Annotated in this window: 14 protein-coding genes; 8 read left to right on the top strand and 6 right to left on the bottom strand. The window is 61.8% G+C overall.

What is annotated here, in order from left to right; translation table 11 throughout:
- Positions 1-21: 21 nt before the first annotated feature.
- The 4 genes from IG629_RS06610 to IG629_RS06625 form a co-directional block, all read right to left on the bottom strand.
- A complete protein-coding gene (locus IG629_RS06610) occupies positions 22-546 on the bottom strand; it encodes a c-type cytochrome (RefSeq protein WP_226886512.1) in 525 nt (174 codons plus the stop codon).
- Positions 543-941 (bottom strand): Cu(I)-responsive transcriptional regulator, encoded by a 399-nt coding sequence (gene cueR / locus IG629_RS06615; RefSeq protein ID WP_193171173.1) that lies wholly within the window; start codon positions 939-941, stop codon positions 543-545. Before cueR ends, IG629_RS06610 begins: the two co-directional genes overlap by 4 nt.
- Positions 942-952: 11 nt before the next feature.
- Positions 953-3,214: a copper-transporting P-type ATPase gene (locus tag IG629_RS06620; protein ID WP_226886513.1), complete on the bottom strand. Its 2,262-nt coding sequence runs from the start codon at positions 3,212-3,214 to the stop codon at positions 953-955.
- A gap of 106 nt (positions 3,215-3,320) precedes the next feature.
- A complete protein-coding gene (locus IG629_RS06625; RefSeq protein ID WP_404923492.1) occupies positions 3,321-3,752 on the bottom strand; it encodes a secondary thiamine-phosphate synthase enzyme YjbQ in 432 nt (143 codons plus the stop codon).
- A gap of 85 nt (positions 3,753-3,837) precedes the next feature.
- On the opposite strand from IG629_RS06625, the gene IG629_RS06630 reads away from it, so the two are divergent.
- The 3 genes from IG629_RS06630 to IG629_RS06640 all read left to right on the top strand — a co-directional run bounded on the left by IG629_RS06630 (position 3,838) and on the right by IG629_RS06640 (position 8,259).
- Complete coding sequence (locus IG629_RS06630; protein ID WP_193171175.1) at positions 3,838-4,515, top strand: DNA-3-methyladenine glycosylase family protein; 678 nt, start codon at positions 3,838-3,840, stop codon at positions 4,513-4,515.
- 194 nt (positions 4,516-4,709) lie between these two features.
- A complete protein-coding gene (locus IG629_RS06635) occupies positions 4,710-7,196 on the top strand; it encodes an EAL domain-containing protein (protein ID WP_193171176.1) in 2,487 nt (828 codons plus the stop codon).
- Between the two features lie 22 nt (positions 7,197-7,218).
- On the top strand, positions 7,219-8,259 hold the full coding sequence (locus tag IG629_RS06640) for a hypothetical protein (RefSeq protein ID WP_193171177.1): 1,041 nt from the start codon (positions 7,219-7,221) through the stop codon (positions 8,257-8,259).
- Between the two features lie 29 nt (positions 8,260-8,288).
- Here the strand turns inward: IG629_RS06640 and IG629_RS06645 are convergent, their stop codons facing one another.
- Positions 8,289-9,008: an SOS response-associated peptidase gene (locus tag IG629_RS06645; RefSeq protein WP_193171178.1), complete on the bottom strand. Its 720-nt coding sequence runs from the start codon at positions 9,006-9,008 to the stop codon at positions 8,289-8,291.
- Positions 9,009-9,094: 86 nt separating this feature from the next.
- Between IG629_RS06645 and cysQ the strand changes: the two genes are divergently transcribed.
- Positions 9,095-9,868 carry a 3'(2'),5'-bisphosphate nucleotidase CysQ gene (cysQ, locus tag IG629_RS06650; RefSeq protein WP_193171179.1) on the top strand — a complete coding sequence of 258 codons (774 nt, stop codon included), beginning with the start codon at positions 9,095-9,097 and terminating at the stop codon, positions 9,866-9,868.
- 13 nt (positions 9,869-9,881) lie between these two features.
- On the opposite strand, the gene parA is transcribed toward cysQ, so the two are convergent.
- Entirely contained in the window at positions 9,882-10,532 is a 651-nt protein-coding gene (gene parA / locus IG629_RS06655) for a ParA family partition ATPase (protein WP_193171180.1), read from the bottom strand.
- Between the two features lie 122 nt (positions 10,533-10,654).
- Between parA and IG629_RS06660 the strand changes: the two genes are divergently transcribed.
- From IG629_RS06660 to IG629_RS06675, 4 genes are all read left to right on the top strand, one after another.
- Positions 10,655-11,608 (top strand): L-threonylcarbamoyladenylate synthase, encoded by a 954-nt coding sequence (locus tag IG629_RS06660; RefSeq protein WP_193171181.1) that lies wholly within the window; start codon positions 10,655-10,657, stop codon positions 11,606-11,608.
- An 85-nt stretch (positions 11,609-11,693) separates the two neighbouring features.
- Positions 11,694-13,160 (top strand): FAD-binding oxidoreductase, encoded by a 1,467-nt coding sequence (locus IG629_RS06665; RefSeq protein ID WP_319025027.1) that lies wholly within the window; start codon positions 11,694-11,696, stop codon positions 13,158-13,160.
- Positions 13,161-13,276: 116 nt separating this feature from the next.
- Positions 13,277-13,765, top strand: coding sequence for an Hsp20/alpha crystallin family protein (locus IG629_RS06670; protein WP_193171182.1), 489 nt, complete (start codon positions 13,277-13,279; stop codon positions 13,763-13,765).
- Between the two features lie 161 nt (positions 13,766-13,926).
- A complete protein-coding gene (locus IG629_RS06675; protein ID WP_193171183.1) occupies positions 13,927-15,717 on the top strand; it encodes an acyl-CoA dehydrogenase in 1,791 nt (596 codons plus the stop codon).
- Positions 15,718-15,722: the final 5 nt, after the last annotated feature.

Here is a 15,722-nt window from a genome sequence, read left to right on the forward strand (position 1 = left end):
AATCCTTTTACCCGCCGCGGGTTACCCGCCGCTGGCCGCCTGCCGGTTAATGCCATCGTGCCGAGCCCGTATTTCCGCAGGCCATGTGCTCTTGATGAAAGACAGCACGGCGACGATTTCCCTGTCGCTGAGCGTTCCCTCGAAACCGGGCATGTCGCTTTCGTAACCGTCACCGACAATCCGGGCCGGGCCGAGTTTCGTAAGGGCGAAAAGCTGCCCATCGGGATGATGCCAGGTATGTCCGGACGGGTCGTGCGGCGGGGCCGGGAGCCTGCCGTCCGGGTTGCGCTGTTTCCAGTTCGCCTGGCCTTCAAGGGCCGCGCCGTGACAACTCGCGCAGGCCTCTGCGTAAATCTCGCGCCCGTCTGCGACCAGTCCGGTATCCCCGGGCCGCAGCCTGATTACAGTGCTGTTCTCGGCGTCAGTTGCTCCCGGAACGATCTTGGAGATCACGGACGGGCGTTCCGGATCCTGCATACGCGAATAACCGGCAAGGCCGAGCAAGATGAGGACAGCAGCGCCGGAAACCAGAAAGCGCCAGTTCATGCCCCATCTCCGATGCCCGCCAGATCGTCGAGGATCGGACAATCGGGCCGGTCGTCGCCATGACAGGCATGGACCAGATGCGCCAATGTCTGGCGCATCCCTTTCAACTCCCGGATCTTTCGATCGATCTCATCCAGATGGGCTTCGGCAATGGCCCGAACGTCCGCACTCTCCCGGCCCGTCTCGTCATAAAGCGACAACAGCGCCCGGCAATCCTCGATGGAGAAGCCGAGTCCCCTCGCCCGTTGCAGAAAACGCAGCCGGTGCACATCCTCGGTCGAATAGATGCGATAACCGTTATCCTGCCGGTTCGGCCGGACCAGACCTATTTCCTCGTAATAGCGGATGGTCTTGGCCGGCAGTCCTGCGCTCTGTTCAACCTCCCTGATTTGCATCGCCTGTCTCCTCAGAGTTTCGCCGACCGGAGCCGGAGCGCGTTGCTAATGACCGACACGGAACTAAGGCTCATCGCCGCTGCCGCCAGCATCGGGCTGAGGGTCAGCCCGAACAGCGGATACAGCAGACCGGCTGCAACCGGAACGCCCAACGCGTTGTAAATGAAGGCAAAGAACAGATTTTGGCGGATATTCCGCATGGTCGCCCGGCTCAGGCGGCGGGCCTTCACCAACCCGCGCACGTCGCCTTTCACCAAGGTTACTGCCGCGCTCTCCTTGGCGATATCCGTGCCGTTGCCCATGGCGATTCCGATATCGGCCAGTGCCAGTGCCGGGGCATCGTTGATGCCGTCTCCGGCCATGGCAACAGTGCGCCCCGCAGCCTTCAGGTCACGGACCAGATCCGCCTTGTCGGACGGCATCAGTCCGCCATGCACTTCCGATATCCCGAGTTCGGCACCAATGACGGCCGCGGCTTTCGGGTTGTCGCCCGACGCCATGACCACGCGAATACCGTCGCGGCCGAGATCGGCAACCGCCTCCGCCGCACCGACCTTGATCCGGTCGCGTACGGCAAGCAGGCCGATAGCCGCACCGTCATGAGCGATGTAAAGCAACGTCGCCCCTGCTTCAGAAAACCTCTCCGCCGCTTCCGCAAGCATGGATATATCGACATTGAGCGTTTCCATGAAACGGGCGGACCCGGCGGCCACAGGCGTTCCGTCGACCAGCCCGCGCAAACCGAGCCCGGCCTCTGTTTCGACCCCCTCCGCATGCTGCACGGCGATATCCCGCTCCCTGGCAGCCCGGATGACCGCGGCGGCCAGCGGATGTTCGCTACCGCGCTCAATCGCCGCCGCCAGGCCGAGAACCCGGTCTTCGCTCGCGTCTGCCACCGTGGCAATGTCACTCATGTCTGGCCGCCCCTCTGTCAGGGTGCCGGTCTTGTCGACCACCAGCGTATCGATCTTCTCGAACCCTTCGATCGCCTCCGCATCGCGGATCAGGATGCCCGCCGAGGCGCCGCGCCCGGCGCCAACCATGATCGACATCGGCGTTGCCAGGCCAAGAGCGCAGGGACAGGCAATGATGAGGACCGAGACAGCCGCGACAACACCGTGCGCCAGCGCAGGCTCCGGGCCGAGCAACGCCCAGGCCACGAAAGCCGCCACCGACGACAGCACCACCGCCGGCACGAAATACCCGGCCACCGCATCGGCGATTTTCTGCACCGGCGCGCGGCTCCTCTGCGCTTCCGCCACCATTGCGACAATACGGGACAACACTGTGTCCTGGCCGACAGTCTCCACTTCCATGACCAGCGTCGACCGGCCATTCAGAGTGCCTCCGACGAGGCTGTCACCGACATTCTTCTCAACCGGCAAAGGCTCGCCTGTCAGCATCGACTCGTCGACCGCGCCGGTGCCCTCCAGAAGGCGGCCGTCCACTGGAATGCGTTCCCCCGCGCGAATGCGGATACGGTCGCCCTCACGGATGTCATCCACGCCGACTTCTTCATCATCACCGCCGTCGGTGAGGCGTCTGGCCGTCTCCGGCGCGAGACCGAGCAGCGCTTTCAAAGCATCGGACGTGCGCTCGCGCGCGCCGAGCTCCATGACTTGCCCCAAGGCCACCAGACAGATGATGACAGCGGCGGATTCGAAATACAGTCCGACATGTCCGCCCGCGCCTCGGAAGCCCTCCGGGAAAAGATCCGGCAGCAGCAAGCCCGCAAGGCTGTAGAGATAGGCAGCCCCGGTACCGATGGCGATTAGCGTGAACATGTTGAAATGGCCGGTGCGCAGCGACGTCCAGCCACGCTGAAAGAACGGGAATCCGACCCAGAGCACAACTGGCGTTGCCAGCACCGCCTGTATCCAGGCGTTCCAGGGGCCTGCGACCAGTTCGGCCAGCCCGGGCACCATCTCCCCCATCGAAAGGATGAATACCGGCACGGTCAGGACGGCCCCGATCCAGAACCGGCGTCTCATATCGAGATATTCAGGATTGGGCGGCGTGTCCCGGGTGATCATCTCCGGCTCGAGCGCCATCCCGCACATCGGGCAGCTATCCGGCTCCGGGCTCCAGACGCTCGGGCACATCGGGCAGATATACCCCGGGCCGGCACCCTCGGGTTTCCCGGTCATGACTGCCTTGCCAGAACTGACACCGCCGCCATGGCCGTGACCGCAACAGGCACTGACAGGCTTTTCCACCACAGCATGGCAGCAGGATTTAGGCGCCTCGGCTTTTTCAGGGGCGTGGCAGGACATGATGGCTCCGTCGGGTGTTCCTTCAGCCGGTAATTTCCGGCTCTGTGTCCCTGCATAAAGCTTCCAGCTGCTGGAAGGTCAAGTATGAACCGCCGCCGCGCCCTCCTCAGCTGCCGAGCAGATGAAGAACCACTTCGCGGCGGTGCGGCGCACGGCGATGCTCCATTAGATAGACCGCTTGCCAGGTGCCAAGCAGCATTCGGCTGTCAGCCACCGGGATCGAAAGAGTCGTTTGGGTCAGCATGGTGCGGATATGCGCCGGCATGTCGTCCGGTCCCTCGATCCCGTGCCGGTATCGGCCCGGATCTTCCGGCGCGATATCAGCGAGATAGTCCGCAAGATCGGCCCGGACGTCGGGGTCGGCATTTTCCTGGATCGTCAGCGATGCGGAAGTATGGCGAACAAAGAAAGTCAGCAATCCCGTGGATATGCCGCTCTCGGCCAGCCAGGAGGACGCATCCCGTGTCAGGTCATAGAAGCCATGCCCCGCCGTCCGAACCGTCAGAATGTTCTGAGCCTGCCGATCCACATTCAACACAGCCGCACCTCCGTTACTGTCCTTATCAAATCCCCGAGTCGGAACTATGCTCACGACAGTGAAGCGGCACAACAAGAGGGCGGCCATGACAGGCACCGACGGTCAGGACAACGCTCTCCACAAGGCCGTAATCGAATTGACCCGGCGCGATCCCGACATTCAGTCGCTATACGAGAAGCTCGGCCCGCCGCCATCAAGGCGAGAGCCGCCCGGATTCGCGTCTCTGATCCGCATCCTCACGGCGCAGCAGGTCTCGCTCGCCTCTGCAAGCGCCATATGGACAAGGCTGAACCAGCAGATCGACGTCTCCCCCGCCGCCATCGCAGCCGCAACCGACGAAGATTTCAGGCAGGTTGGCTTCAGCCGACCGAAGATCCGCTATGCCCGCGCTCTTGCCGAGTACGTGCTGGACGAGCGGCTCGATCTTGAGAACCTGCAGAACCTGCATGATGAAGCCGTCGTCGGAGCTCTGACCCAGGTCCCCGGCATCGGACGCTGGACTTCCGACATCTATCTCCTGTTCTGTCTCGGCCGGCTGGACGCCTGGCCCGGCGGCGATCTCGCCATTCAGGAAGCCGTGCGGGCCTTGAAAAACCTGGATGTCCGACCGCGGGAAAAAGACACCCATCCAATTGCCGAGCCTTGGCGCCCATACCGCGGCGCGGCGGCGCAATTGCTCTGGCAATACTATCGGATGCTGAAATTTGGCGGTAAAACCTCCGGAATTGGAGTGTTTCCCGTGACAGACGATGCATCGCCCTGATATCTTTCGGGAAATCGATACGAAACTAGGGCAAAAGAGAGCCCGAACAACCGTTCTCCTAACCGCCAGAATCGGTCCAGCGGGCGCCTCCAGGCAACGGAACGGAGAGTCAGAATGACGCACCCCATCCTGCTCCTGTTATCCGGCGGGAAACGGATTTGCGCGGCATGGGAAGTTAAAGTGACGCAATGGGCATGACCAAGCCGGCAGCTCTGGAAAACCACCCGACCGAACTGCTCGGCGCTCTGGAAGAGATTCAGGTCGGCCTCTGTCATTTCGATCAAAACGGCAGCATTACCTCCTGGAATGCCCAGTTTCTCGATCTCTATCCGGAACTCGACGGTATCGCACTTGTTGGAAGAACCCTCGAGAGCCTGCTGAGCGAGCCGGAAATCATACAGCGCTGGGTTACCGACAGCCCGTCTGATCGTCCCGAGCTGTGGCGCGAAAGGCGGCTTCAGGCGCACCGGGAGCCAGGTGGCCGCGTTCTGCTGCACGACCACAAAAACCGCTGGATCGAGATTACGGAACTCAGGACCGCCAGTGGCGGCCTGCTGAGCTTTCACCGGGACATCACCGAGGAAAAAGCAGCCCGGCAGCATGCTGAAGACCAGACCATGCTGCTGCGCGCCACACTCGACAGTATCGATCAGTCCATCGCCGTATTCGATACAGCACTGACGCTCAGGGTCTGGAACGCCAAACTGGTCGAGATGTTCGATTTCCCAGAACACCTCATGCGCATTGGCACGCCGGTTTCCGAACTGGTCGATTTCATGATGGCGCGGGGAGACTTCCTGGAAACCGACCGGGAGACGGTGCTCGAAGAAGTCGTCGGCTATCTGCGGCTGGAACGCTCCATGACCAGCAACCACCGTCTGGCGTCAGGCCGTATCCTTGAGCACTATTTCACGCCCATGGCCAACGGCGATGTCATTATGGCCAGCTCGGACGTGACATTGACCGAGATTGCGCGCCAGGGACTTGCCGAGAGCGAGGAGCGATACGCTCTTTCCGCAGCCGGCTCCAACGACGGCCTGTGGGATTGGGATCTCCGGCGGGAAAAGATCTATCTGTCGCCGCGCTGGAAGGAGATGCTCGGGCTGGAAGACGAGGAGCTTACGGACAGCCCTGTCGAATGGTTCAGTCGCATTCATCCAGATGACGTTGCCCGCGTCACCACGCAGATGGATGCCCATCTGGACGGGAAAATTTCTCATTTCGAGTGTGAATTCCGGGTCCGTCATGCCGACGGCACCTTCCTCTGGATGCTGACCAGGGGGCTCGCGGTTCGAGGCCAGGATGGCACAGCGCATCGCGTCGCCGGCAGTCAGACGGATATCACCGGGCGCAAGCAGGCCGAACAGCAACTTGTACACGATGCCCTGCATGACACCCTGACCGGGCTTGCCAACCGGACACTGTTCCTCGACCTTGTGCGCAGGGCGCTTGCGCGCTTGCGCAGGGAACCCGACGCCCGCTTTGCTGTCGCCTTCCTGGACCTCGACCGATTCAAGATCGTGAACGAGAGTCTCGGGCACGTGCATGGCGACGACTTGATCTTTGCCACGGCCCGGCGGTTCGAGAGCACCCTGCGCGACAGCGATACGGTCGCCCGTCTCGGCGGGGACGAATTCGCCATCCTGCTGGAAAACATCAAGACTCCGGAAGAGGCCACCCGGCTGACCGAGAGCTTGCACCAGGCGCTGGACACGCCCTTCCGTCTCGGCGGCAAGGAGATTTTCGTCTCGGTGTCCCTCGGCATTGCCCATTCCGAACAGGGATACGGGCGGCCGGAAGATATCCTGCGCGATGCCGAGCTTGCCATGTACCAAGCGAAGGAACGCGGCAAGGCCCAGAGCATCGCCTTTCAGGACACCATGCGGGTCTGGCCGGTGACCCCGCTCGACCTCGATTCGGATCTCCGCCGGGCGCTGGAACGCAACGAGATGCAGTTGTACTACCAGCCGATCATCGACATGCGACGCGGGAAGATTGCCGGATTCGAAGCCTTGCTCCGCTGGTTCCATGCCGAGCGCGGAGAGATTTCACCGGTCGAGTTCATCCCGGTCGCCGAAGAGACCGGAAGCATTTTCGCACTCAGCCAGTGGGCTCTGCACACTGGCGGATTACAGATGACAGCCTGGAACGCCGACCGTCCAAAGGACGATCAGCTGGAAATAAGCGTCAACCTGTCTGGCCGGCAGTTCGCCCGCCCGGAAGTCGTTTCCGGAATTATCGATTGCCTGGAAGGCGTCGGCCTGCCGACGACCCAGCTCAAGATCGAGATCACCGAAAGCACCCTGATGCAGGATGTCGCGCTGTCGACCCAGATGCTGGACCGGCTGAAGGCGGCGGATATCAGGATCTGCGTCGACGATTTCGGCACCGGTTACTCGTCCTTGTCCTATCTGCACACTTTCCCGATCGACACCCTGAAGATCGACAAATCCTTTATCGAGGACATGACCAGCAATTTCCAGAACCTGGAGATCGTGCGCACGATCACGATGCTGGGACAGAATTTGCGCCTGGATGTGATCGCGGAAGGTGTCGAGACATCGGAGCAGCTTGCCCAGTTGCGCGCGCTCGATTGTCATTACGCCCAGGGATTTCTTTTCTCCCGCCCAATGAGCGCCGAGAATGCAACGGCGTTTCTTGCGGAAGACAAGAGTTGGTAGCACGGTTATCATCGGGTCCGTCATGAAGCGATACGCGCATTATTATCTCCAGTCCCGCCCCGCCACCGATCGTGGCGGTCATTGGGAAACCGTCGAGCAGGCCCGTGCCTACTCCGTCCTGAAATCCGGATTGGCGCGGGAAATCGCGAACGATCGCGGCGCAGAAATCCGGCTGGTCGGCGCGTATCACGACGACGCATCCGGCGACTGGCAGTATGCCCAGTTGTTCTATCTCGATCAGTCCAGCATCAACCTTCCCATGGCCGAAGATCAGCCGCCCTCGGGTTTCGATGACGATGCCGTAGACGGTTACGGCGAAGAATCAGAACCGGAAGATCATTACGAGGAGCGCACCGAGGCGCCGCGCCGGGACGAAAGTGTCTCGATGAGCTACGAGTCCCCGCCGGAAAGCGAGGACGAAGAGCCCTGGCCGAGCGATCGGGGGGAAGCGTCGGAGCGTCCGGCGTACGATGACCTCCCGCCCGTCTTCCGAAAGCCTGTGCCCAGGAAGAAGCGCTCCGCGTTCAGAACCATCATCCTGCTCCTGCTGGTCTTGCTTCTTGTCGGCGGCGGCGCGGTGTCAGTGATGCTGTATCTGCAGCATCCGGCAATGCTCTCTCTCGCCGACAAAGTCGGGCTCGGCAGCTACGCACGCATGTTCCCGCATGCCTCCATGGCCAATGAAGAGTCCATGATGGATAGCCAAACGGCGGAGGAACCGACTGTGATGCCTCTGACCACCGGCAATGTGATCCGTTACCGGGGCATCGCGCCGACGCTGGTCGGCCGCTGGTCTCCGGACAATTGCGGGCAGAATTACGTGATCTTCACGGATACCGGCTACACGGTAACCCGTGAGGGCAAGACCTCCCCCGAAACCGTCGAGATCACCGAGACCCTGGAAGACGATTTCCAGTTCTATCTGCGGCGGTCTCCCACGCTCGTCGAACATCTGCAAAAGCTCGGGCCGAACGATATCCAGATGGCGGGGTCGACCGGTACAGGCGGCTTCATGGCAAGCGGCAACACAATCCAGATCCTGAACCGCTGCCCCCGGGAATAGCGTCAGCCTGTGTTAGAACCCGGTCTGTATTAAAACAAAGAACCCTGTCGAGGTGCGGGAGGTTCAGGCGTATCCTGTTCCGCCGCGTCCATCTCGGCGACCGGTTCGATCAGCGCTGGATCGTCGTTCCGGACATTGCCGACACGGTTCGAGACTGGCGTGAAAACAAGATCGACCTTGCCGTAAGGCCGCAACAGCGCCGCCCTCTCCTCCGCATCGCCATCCAACCAGCGGGCGAATTCGTCCTGCTCAGACAGCATAACCGGCATCCGGCCGTGGATATGTTCGATCCTGGGATCCGCGTCCGTTGTCAGCAGGGTGAAGGTCTCGACCGGCTCGGCGCCTTTGTCCCAGCGCTCCCAGAGGCCCGCGAAGGCGAACGGGCGGTTCCCCTCAAGTGAAACGCGATAGGGTTGCTTGCCACCTCCGACCTTGCGCCACTCGTAGAATCCGTCGGCCGGTATCAGACAGCGCCGCTTCGCATAGGCATCGCGGAAAGACGGCTTCTCAGAGGCCGTTTCCGACCGTCCGTTGATCAATGAGGCGGCGCGGCTCTCGTCCGGCGCCCAGCTCGGCACCAGCCCCCAGCGGAGCCGGTCCATATGGCGTGTGCCGTCGCGCTCACGGATCACAGGCGCGGTCTGCATCGGCGCCATATTGTAGCGCGGTTCCAGATTCAGCATGTCCGTTACCGCGAATAGTCGGCGCAGGGCCTCTGGTGCCGTTGTGATGCTGTAGCGACCGCACATGCCTGTTCAAATCCGCTCGGTTCCGGTATTCCAAGTCGAAACTACGACCGCACGCGCGCCTCTATCAACACTTTGCCGGACATATCATGGACAAACAGACGCTGCTGAACGAAGTCATCCTGATTGCCCGGGACGCCTCGGCCCTGATCCTGAAGTATTACGAGGGCGAGATCGCCGTCGACGAAAAGACGGACGGCTCGCCGGTCACTGCCGCAGACCGGGCCGCAGACGCGCTGATCTTCCCGGCTCTCGAGAAGCTGACGCCGGAAATCCCGATCATCTCTGAAGAGAGCTTCGCCGACGGCCACAATCCCGATGTTTCCGGCGGCACCTTCTGGCTGGTCGATCCGCTGGACGGTACAAAGGAATATATTCGCCGCAACGGCGACTTCACGGTGAATATCGGTCTAGTGGAGAATTTCGAGCCGACCCTCGGCGTGGTCCTGACCCCGGTCGATGGCCGGGCCTCCGCCGGTTTCGTCGGCGGCGGCGCTTTCGAGGAAGAAGCCGACGGCACCCGCACGCCGATTTCGGTGCGCGAGGCGACGCCGGAGACGCTGACAGTCGTTGGCAGCCGCTCCCACCGCTCACCGGAGCTTGAAGAATATATCGCGACCCTGAAACCGGCCCAGTCCATATCCCGTGGCTCGGCGTTGAAATTCTGCCTCGTGGCGCGCGGTGAAGCGGATGTATATCCGCGCACCGGCCCGACCTGCGAATGGGATACCGCTGCCGGCCATGCCGTGCTGAATGCCGCCGGCGGCACCATGACCGCGTTCGACGGCACGCCGTTCCGCTATGGCAAGTCCGGGGAAAAGTTCCTGAACGGGATGTTCATCGCCAAGGGCCGCAACGTTTAACGCGTAGAGCCGCTTAACCGGCGGCTTTCAGCACCGCCTTGGCGAGCGCGTTGATTTCCTTCGCGGCGACGCTGCTTCTTGCGAATTCCACAACGCCCAGACCGTCCGCCATGCTGCTCGCCAACGCTACGCGATTACCGACCTGCGTTTTGGCCACCGGCAGATTCAACTCGGTCAGCGCCGCCACCATGCGCTCCGTCAGCTTAGCTCTCGGCGGAACCCGGTTAAGCACCAGCAACACAGGGGTCTTCTCCTTGGCGGCCATCTCCAGGGTCGGCTTCGTCGCCCAGACATCCATCGGGCTCGGCTGCACCGGCACGACAGCCAGATGCGCATTGCGCACCGCGATCCGTGCCTCGGTTTCGGCATGTGGCGGGGAATCAACGATGACCACGTCATTCTCTTTCGCCTGACGCTCGATCTCGGACGCCGCGCGCCAGCCGGTGACCTGCAGGATCTCCAGCGCGCCCTTTCCCTTGTAGACAAGATCACCATGCATCTCGGCCCGCATGGCGAACCAGGTGGCCAGACTCATCTGCGGATCGATATCGATGGCCGCGACGCGCTTGCCGCTTTGGGCCAGGGCAACAGCAAGTTGAGCTGCCAGAGTGGTCTTGCCCGCTCCGCCCTTCTGTTGCGCAATGGTGATGATGGTTCCCGTCATGGCCGCACTCCCAGGCTGCTTCACGACTGTATCTCACACGGCACGTTAACACCATTTTTGTGCAGCGCAACATGAGACCGTCTCTTGACCGCACCCGCCGGACCGGCGGATAAGCGGCGGTCATGATCGAAACACGGGTTCTGAAACCAACCGACGCGGCCCTCTACGAAGCCGCCGCAACGCTCGCGGCCGGCGAGCTTGTGGCGTTCCCGACCGAGACCGTCTACGGGCTCGGCGGCGATGCGACCAGCGACACGGCCGTCGCCAAAATATTCGAGGCGAAGGCCCGGCCGAGTTTCAACCCGCTGATTTCCCACGTCCCGGACCTGGACGCCGCCTTCGCGCTCGGGAATTTCAACAAGCGCGCCCGGGCCGTTGCCGAAGTCTTCTGGCCGGGCCCGATGACCCTCGTGGTGCAGCGACGGGAAAACTGTCCGATCTCCCTGCTGGCCAGCGCCGGGCTCGACACCATCGCTATCCGGGTACCGGCGCACCCGCTCGCAGCAGAACTGCTGCGCACCGTTGGTCGGCCGATCGCCGCCCCAAGCGCCAATCCGTCAGGCCGGGTAAGCCCGACCACGGCAGAGCATGTCCTTGCCGGGCTGGCCGGGAAGGTCTCGATCATTCTCGATGGCGGCCCCTGCTCTGTCGGGCTCGAATCCACGGTACTTGACCTCTCCGGAGAGGCCCCGACCATCTTGCGGCCTGGCGCCGTCACGGCTGAAATGCTCGAACCGCTTCTGGGATCGGTCGCGGCGGCCGGCGCCAGCGCGAAGATCGCCGCACCGGGCATGCTGGAAAGCCATTATGCGCCGGCGCTTCCCGTGCGCCTCAATGCCGAGACCGCGGAAGAAGGCGAACTGTTTCTGGGTTTCGGAGAGGTAACCGGGCCAAACGGCGCGGAAACCCTCAGCGCGGCGGGCGACCTCACTGAAGCGGCAGCCCGCCTGTTCTCCCTGCTGCGCGCACTCGACCGGCCCGGCGCAATCGGCATCGCTGTCGCCCCGATTCCGGAGACCGGGCTCGGCGTCGCCATAAACGACCGGCTTCGCCGCGCCGCTGCGCCGCGCGCATAGGTGCCTTCTCAGCGCGGCGGGTTGTCGTTCCGGCGCTGCTGCCTATTATTGCTGCCGAATTGCATTCGCACCGGAGATCCGTTTTATGTCCGCCCCGCGTACCATGGCCCTTTCCGACGCCCCTTATGCGCCGACCGCTATCGAAATCGCCGCCCTTGAGAAGATCAAGGAAATCGTCGGCCCGAAGGGCTGGACCTCCGATCCCTCCGCCATGGAGCCCAATCTTGTTGAGGATCGCGGGCTGTTCCATGGCCGCGCGCAGATGGTGGTCAAACCCACCAGCGCCGCTGAAGTCTCCGGCGTCCTGAAGCTCTGTAACGAAGCGGGCATCCCGGTCGTCCCCCAGGGCGGCAACACCAGCCTTTGTGGCGGGTCCGTGCCGTTCGAGACCGGCAACGAGATCGTCCTGTCGCTGGCGCGGATGAACAAGGTGCGTTCGATCGACCCGCTGAACTATACGATGACCGTGGAAGCTGGCTGCGTACTGCAATTCCTGCAGGAAGAAGCAGCCAAGGCCGACCGTTATTTCCCGCTCAGCCTCGCCGCCGAAGGAAGTTGCATGATCGGCGGCAATCTCAGCACCAATGCGGGCGGCACGAACGTTCTGCGCTATGGCAACACCCGCGATCTGACGCTTGGCCTTGAGGTTGTGCTGCCTGATGGCCGGATCTGGAACGGCCTCGGCAGCCTCAGGAAGGACAATACCGGGTACGATCTGAAGCACCTTTTCGTCGGCGCCGAAGGCACCCTCGGCATCATCACCGCTGCGGTCGTTAAACTGTTCCCGAAGCCGCGCGATATCCGCACCGCCTTCTGCGCCATCCGCGACGTGGACGCGGCCATTGAACTGTTGCAGCGGGCCCGGGCAGAAAGTGGCGACAGTGTCGAGACGTTCGAGCTGATCCCGCGACTGGTCATCGATCTTGTGCTGAAACACATGCCGGACTGCCAGGACCCTCTTGGCGAGCAATACGACATGTATACGCTGATCGAACTGGTCACCACGTCGGACAATGACACCGGTATCGAGGAACGGTTCGAAGCCATTCTGGGCGCCGCCATGGAAGATGGCCTGATCCTTGATGCAGCCCTTGCCCAAAATGAAACGCAGCGTCAGGAATTCTGGAAATTGCGCGAGAATGCGTCCGAGTCCCAGAAGATCGAAGGCGCTTCCATCAAGCACGACGTCTCCGTGCCGGTAGCCAGCCTTCCCGCCTTCTACAAGGCCGCTGCGGAAGCAATCAGCAAGGTGGACGAGAATGCACGCATCGTTGCCTTCGGGCATGCCGGGGATGGCAACCTGCACTACAATGTGGCGGAGCCCGAAGGCGGCGATTCAAACGCCTTTGTCAATCGCTGGGACGAATACAACCGGGCGGTTCACGATGTTGTCGTGTCCTTTGGCGGCTCAATCAGTGCCGAGCATGGTATCGGTCGCCTGAAGCGCGATGAACTGGCCCACTACAAGGATCCCGTCGCCCTCGACCTTATGCGGACGCTGAAGGCCGCCATCGACCCGAACGGGATCATGAATCCTGGCAAGGTCATCTAATTCTTTTTTACCCACTGCGGACGCTCATTGACCTAGCTCAATGAGCCGCGGGCGGCGACAACCTATCCTCTCAGCTCTGAGCATTACTTAATGTTTCTGAGCGAAGGAGAAACGCCATGGGAAACATCACTGAGAGTAAAAGTTCGGAACCCGCGAAGACATATGCCGATCCGTTTTCCGCCTTTCGTGCAGAAATGGACCGTATGTTTCATAACTTTCTGCAATCTCCCGCCATGTCCATGTCTCTACCCTTCACGGGGATGCATGGCGGCCTTGTCGTTCCCACCACGGACATGAAGGAAAGTGACACTCAGATCAGCATCACGACTGAACTCCCCGGCATGGGTGAGGACGATGTCGAGGTCACGGTGAAGAGTGGCACCCTTACCGTCAAAGGCGAGAAGACCGAGGAGAAGAGAGACGAGAAGGACAACTACCACCTGACGGAACGCCGCTATGGCCAGTTCCAGCGCTCCTTCAAGCTCCCGGAAAATATCGATGAGGCGAAAATCAAAGCCTCCTTCGATAAAGGCGTTCTCACCATTACGATGCCAAAGAGCAAAGACGGCACCCACGCCGAGCGCCGCATCAAGATAGGCGCCTGACTGCCTTACCCGGCTCTATTCGGGAGCCGGGTTTTTCTCATCACTTCCTCATCTTGCGTTCTGTCCTATTTGGATTACAACGCGCGCCTCAGGCACTAAACTGCGGCAAACAATTGAGAGCCGGGTGCAACAGCCTGGTCCGACGAAGTGTGAGGAAACCGATGTCTGTTTATTCTGCCCCGCTTGATGATATGCGCTTCACGCTGCGCGAGATTGCCGGCTTCGACAAGATTGCCGCGCTGCCCGGTTTCGAGGGCACCGATCAGGAACTCACGGACCAGATTCTGGAAGAAGCGGGCAAGTTTTCCCGCGATGTCCTGGCCCCGCTGAACGAGATTGGCGACAAGGAAAAAGCGCATCTGGAAAATGGCGTTGTGCGGCCGGTTAACGGGTTTGCCGAGGCCTACAGCCAGTTCTGGCAAGGCGGCTGGAACGCCATGCCGTTCGAGGAAGAGTTCGGCGGTCAGAACCTGCCGATTTCCCTGACCACGGCGGTCTGGGAAATGTGGAACAGCTCCAACCTCGCCTTCGCCCTCTGCCCGCTGCTGACGCAAGCCGGCATCGAGGCCATGACCAAGCATGCGAGCGCCGAGCAGAAAGAGAAATATCTGCATAAACTGGTTTCCGGCGAATGGACCGGAACCATGAACCTGACCGAGCCGCAATCCGGCACGGATCTGGGTGCAATCCGTACCCGCTCCGAGCGCAAGGGCGATCATTATCTTCTGAAAGGCCAGAAGATCTACATCACCTGGGGCGACCACGACATGACGGACAATATCGTCCATCTCGTCCTCGCCCGCTCACCGGACGGACCGCCAGGCAGCAAGGGGCTTTCCCTCTTCATCGTGCCGAAATTCATGGTCAATGACGACGGCTCGCTCGGTGCCCGGAACGATGTTCGCCCTGTCTCTCTTGAGCATAAACTCGGCATCCATGCCAGCCCGACCTGCGTTATGTCCTATGGCGACAACGAAGGCGCTACCGCCTACCTGATCGGCGAGGAAAATCGCGGCATCGAATACATGTTCGTGATGATGAACAATGCCCGTCTCGGCGTCGGCCTGCAGGGGCTCGCCATTGCCGAACGCGCCTACCAGCAGGCTGTCGCCTTTTCCCGTGACAGGGTGCAAAGCCGCGCCATCCAGGGCAGCGACGGGCCGGTTGCAATCATCCAGCATCCGGACGTCCGGCGCATGCTGCTCGGCATGAAAAGCCAGATCGAGGGCATGCGCGGTCTCTGTTATTACACCGCCGCCGAGATCGACCGGGCCAACCGGGAAGAGGATCCGGATACAAGGGCACGCGCGCAGCGCCGGGTCGACCTGATGATCCCGGTGGTGAAGTCCTGGTGCACCGATACCGGCCTCGCCATCACCTCGACCAACATCCAGATTCATGGCGGCATGGGTTTCATCGAGGAGACAGGCGCCGCCCAGCATTACCGCGATGCCCGGATCACCACGATCTACGAAGGCACCAACGGCGTGCAGGCGATGGATCTGATTGGCCGCAAGGTCGCCCGCGACGGCGGTGAAGCGGCAGCAGAACTGTTCGCCGATATCCGCACCGACCTGGAGCCGCTGCGCGCCAGTGACGACCTGTCCGCCCGCGCCATCGTCCGGAACATGGACACGGCACTCGCAGCGGCGGAAAGCGCCGTTCAATGGCTGGTCACGACCTTCCCGGCCGATACCGGCAAAGCCGCCTCGGGAGGCGTCTCCTTCCAGAACCTGATGGGCCTGCTCTGTGCCGGTTGGCTTCTGGCGCGCGGCGTCAGGGCAGCAGCCGAACAGAAGCAAAGCGCCAACGGAAATGCGGCCTTCCTGGAGAGCAAGCTGATCAGCGCCCGATTCTTCGCCGACTATCACCTCAGCCAGGCCCCGGCCCTGCTGACACAGATCACGGACGCAGGCGACAGCGTGATGGCGATGTCGCTGGACCAGTTCTGATTGGC

The organism is Nisaea nitritireducens, from assembly GCF_014904795.1.
Classification (GTDB): domain Bacteria; phylum Pseudomonadota; class Alphaproteobacteria; order Thalassobaculales; family Thalassobaculaceae; genus Nisaea; species Nisaea nitritireducens.

What these genes read in the sequence shown, in the direction of transcription:
- IG629_RS06670 (WP_193171182.1), top strand. Translation starts at nt 13,277, where the DNA reads ATGGGAAACATCACTGAGAGTAAAAGTTCGGAACCCGCGAAGACATAT.
- IG629_RS06610 (WP_226886512.1), bottom strand. Translation starts at nt 546, where the DNA reads ATGAACTGGCGCTTTCTGGTTTCCGGCGCTGCTGTCCTCATCTTGCTC.
- IG629_RS06630 (WP_193171175.1), top strand. Translation starts at nt 3,838, where the DNA reads ATGACAGGCACCGACGGTCAGGACAACGCTCTCCACAAGGCCGTAATC.
- parA (WP_193171180.1), bottom strand. Translation starts at nt 10,532, where the DNA reads ATGACGGGAACCATCATCACCATTGCGCAACAGAAGGGCGGAGCGGGC.
- IG629_RS06675 (WP_193171183.1), top strand. Translation starts at nt 13,927, where the DNA reads ATGTCTGTTTATTCTGCCCCGCTTGATGATATGCGCTTCACGCTGCGC.
- IG629_RS06635 (WP_193171176.1), top strand. Translation starts at nt 4,710, where the DNA reads ATGACCAAGCCGGCAGCTCTGGAAAACCACCCGACCGAACTGCTCGGC.
- IG629_RS06665 (WP_319025027.1), top strand. Translation starts at nt 11,694, where the DNA reads ATGTCCGCCCCGCGTACCATGGCCCTTTCCGACGCCCCTTATGCGCCG.
- IG629_RS06660 (WP_193171181.1), top strand. Translation starts at nt 10,655, where the DNA reads ATGATCGAAACACGGGTTCTGAAACCAACCGACGCGGCCCTCTACGAA.
- IG629_RS06640 (WP_193171177.1), top strand. Translation starts at nt 7,219, where the DNA reads ATGAAGCGATACGCGCATTATTATCTCCAGTCCCGCCCCGCCACCGAT.
- cueR (WP_193171173.1), bottom strand. Translation starts at nt 941, where the DNA reads ATGCAAATCAGGGAGGTTGAACAGAGCGCAGGACTGCCGGCCAAGACC.
- cysQ (WP_193171179.1), top strand. Translation starts at nt 9,095, where the DNA reads ATGGACAAACAGACGCTGCTGAACGAAGTCATCCTGATTGCCCGGGAC.
- IG629_RS06645 (WP_193171178.1), bottom strand. Translation starts at nt 9,008, where the DNA reads ATGTGCGGTCGCTACAGCATCACAACGGCACCAGAGGCCCTGCGCCGA.
- IG629_RS06620 (WP_226886513.1), bottom strand. Translation starts at nt 3,214, where the DNA reads ATGTCCTGCCACGCCCCTGAAAAAGCCGAGGCGCCTAAATCCTGCTGC.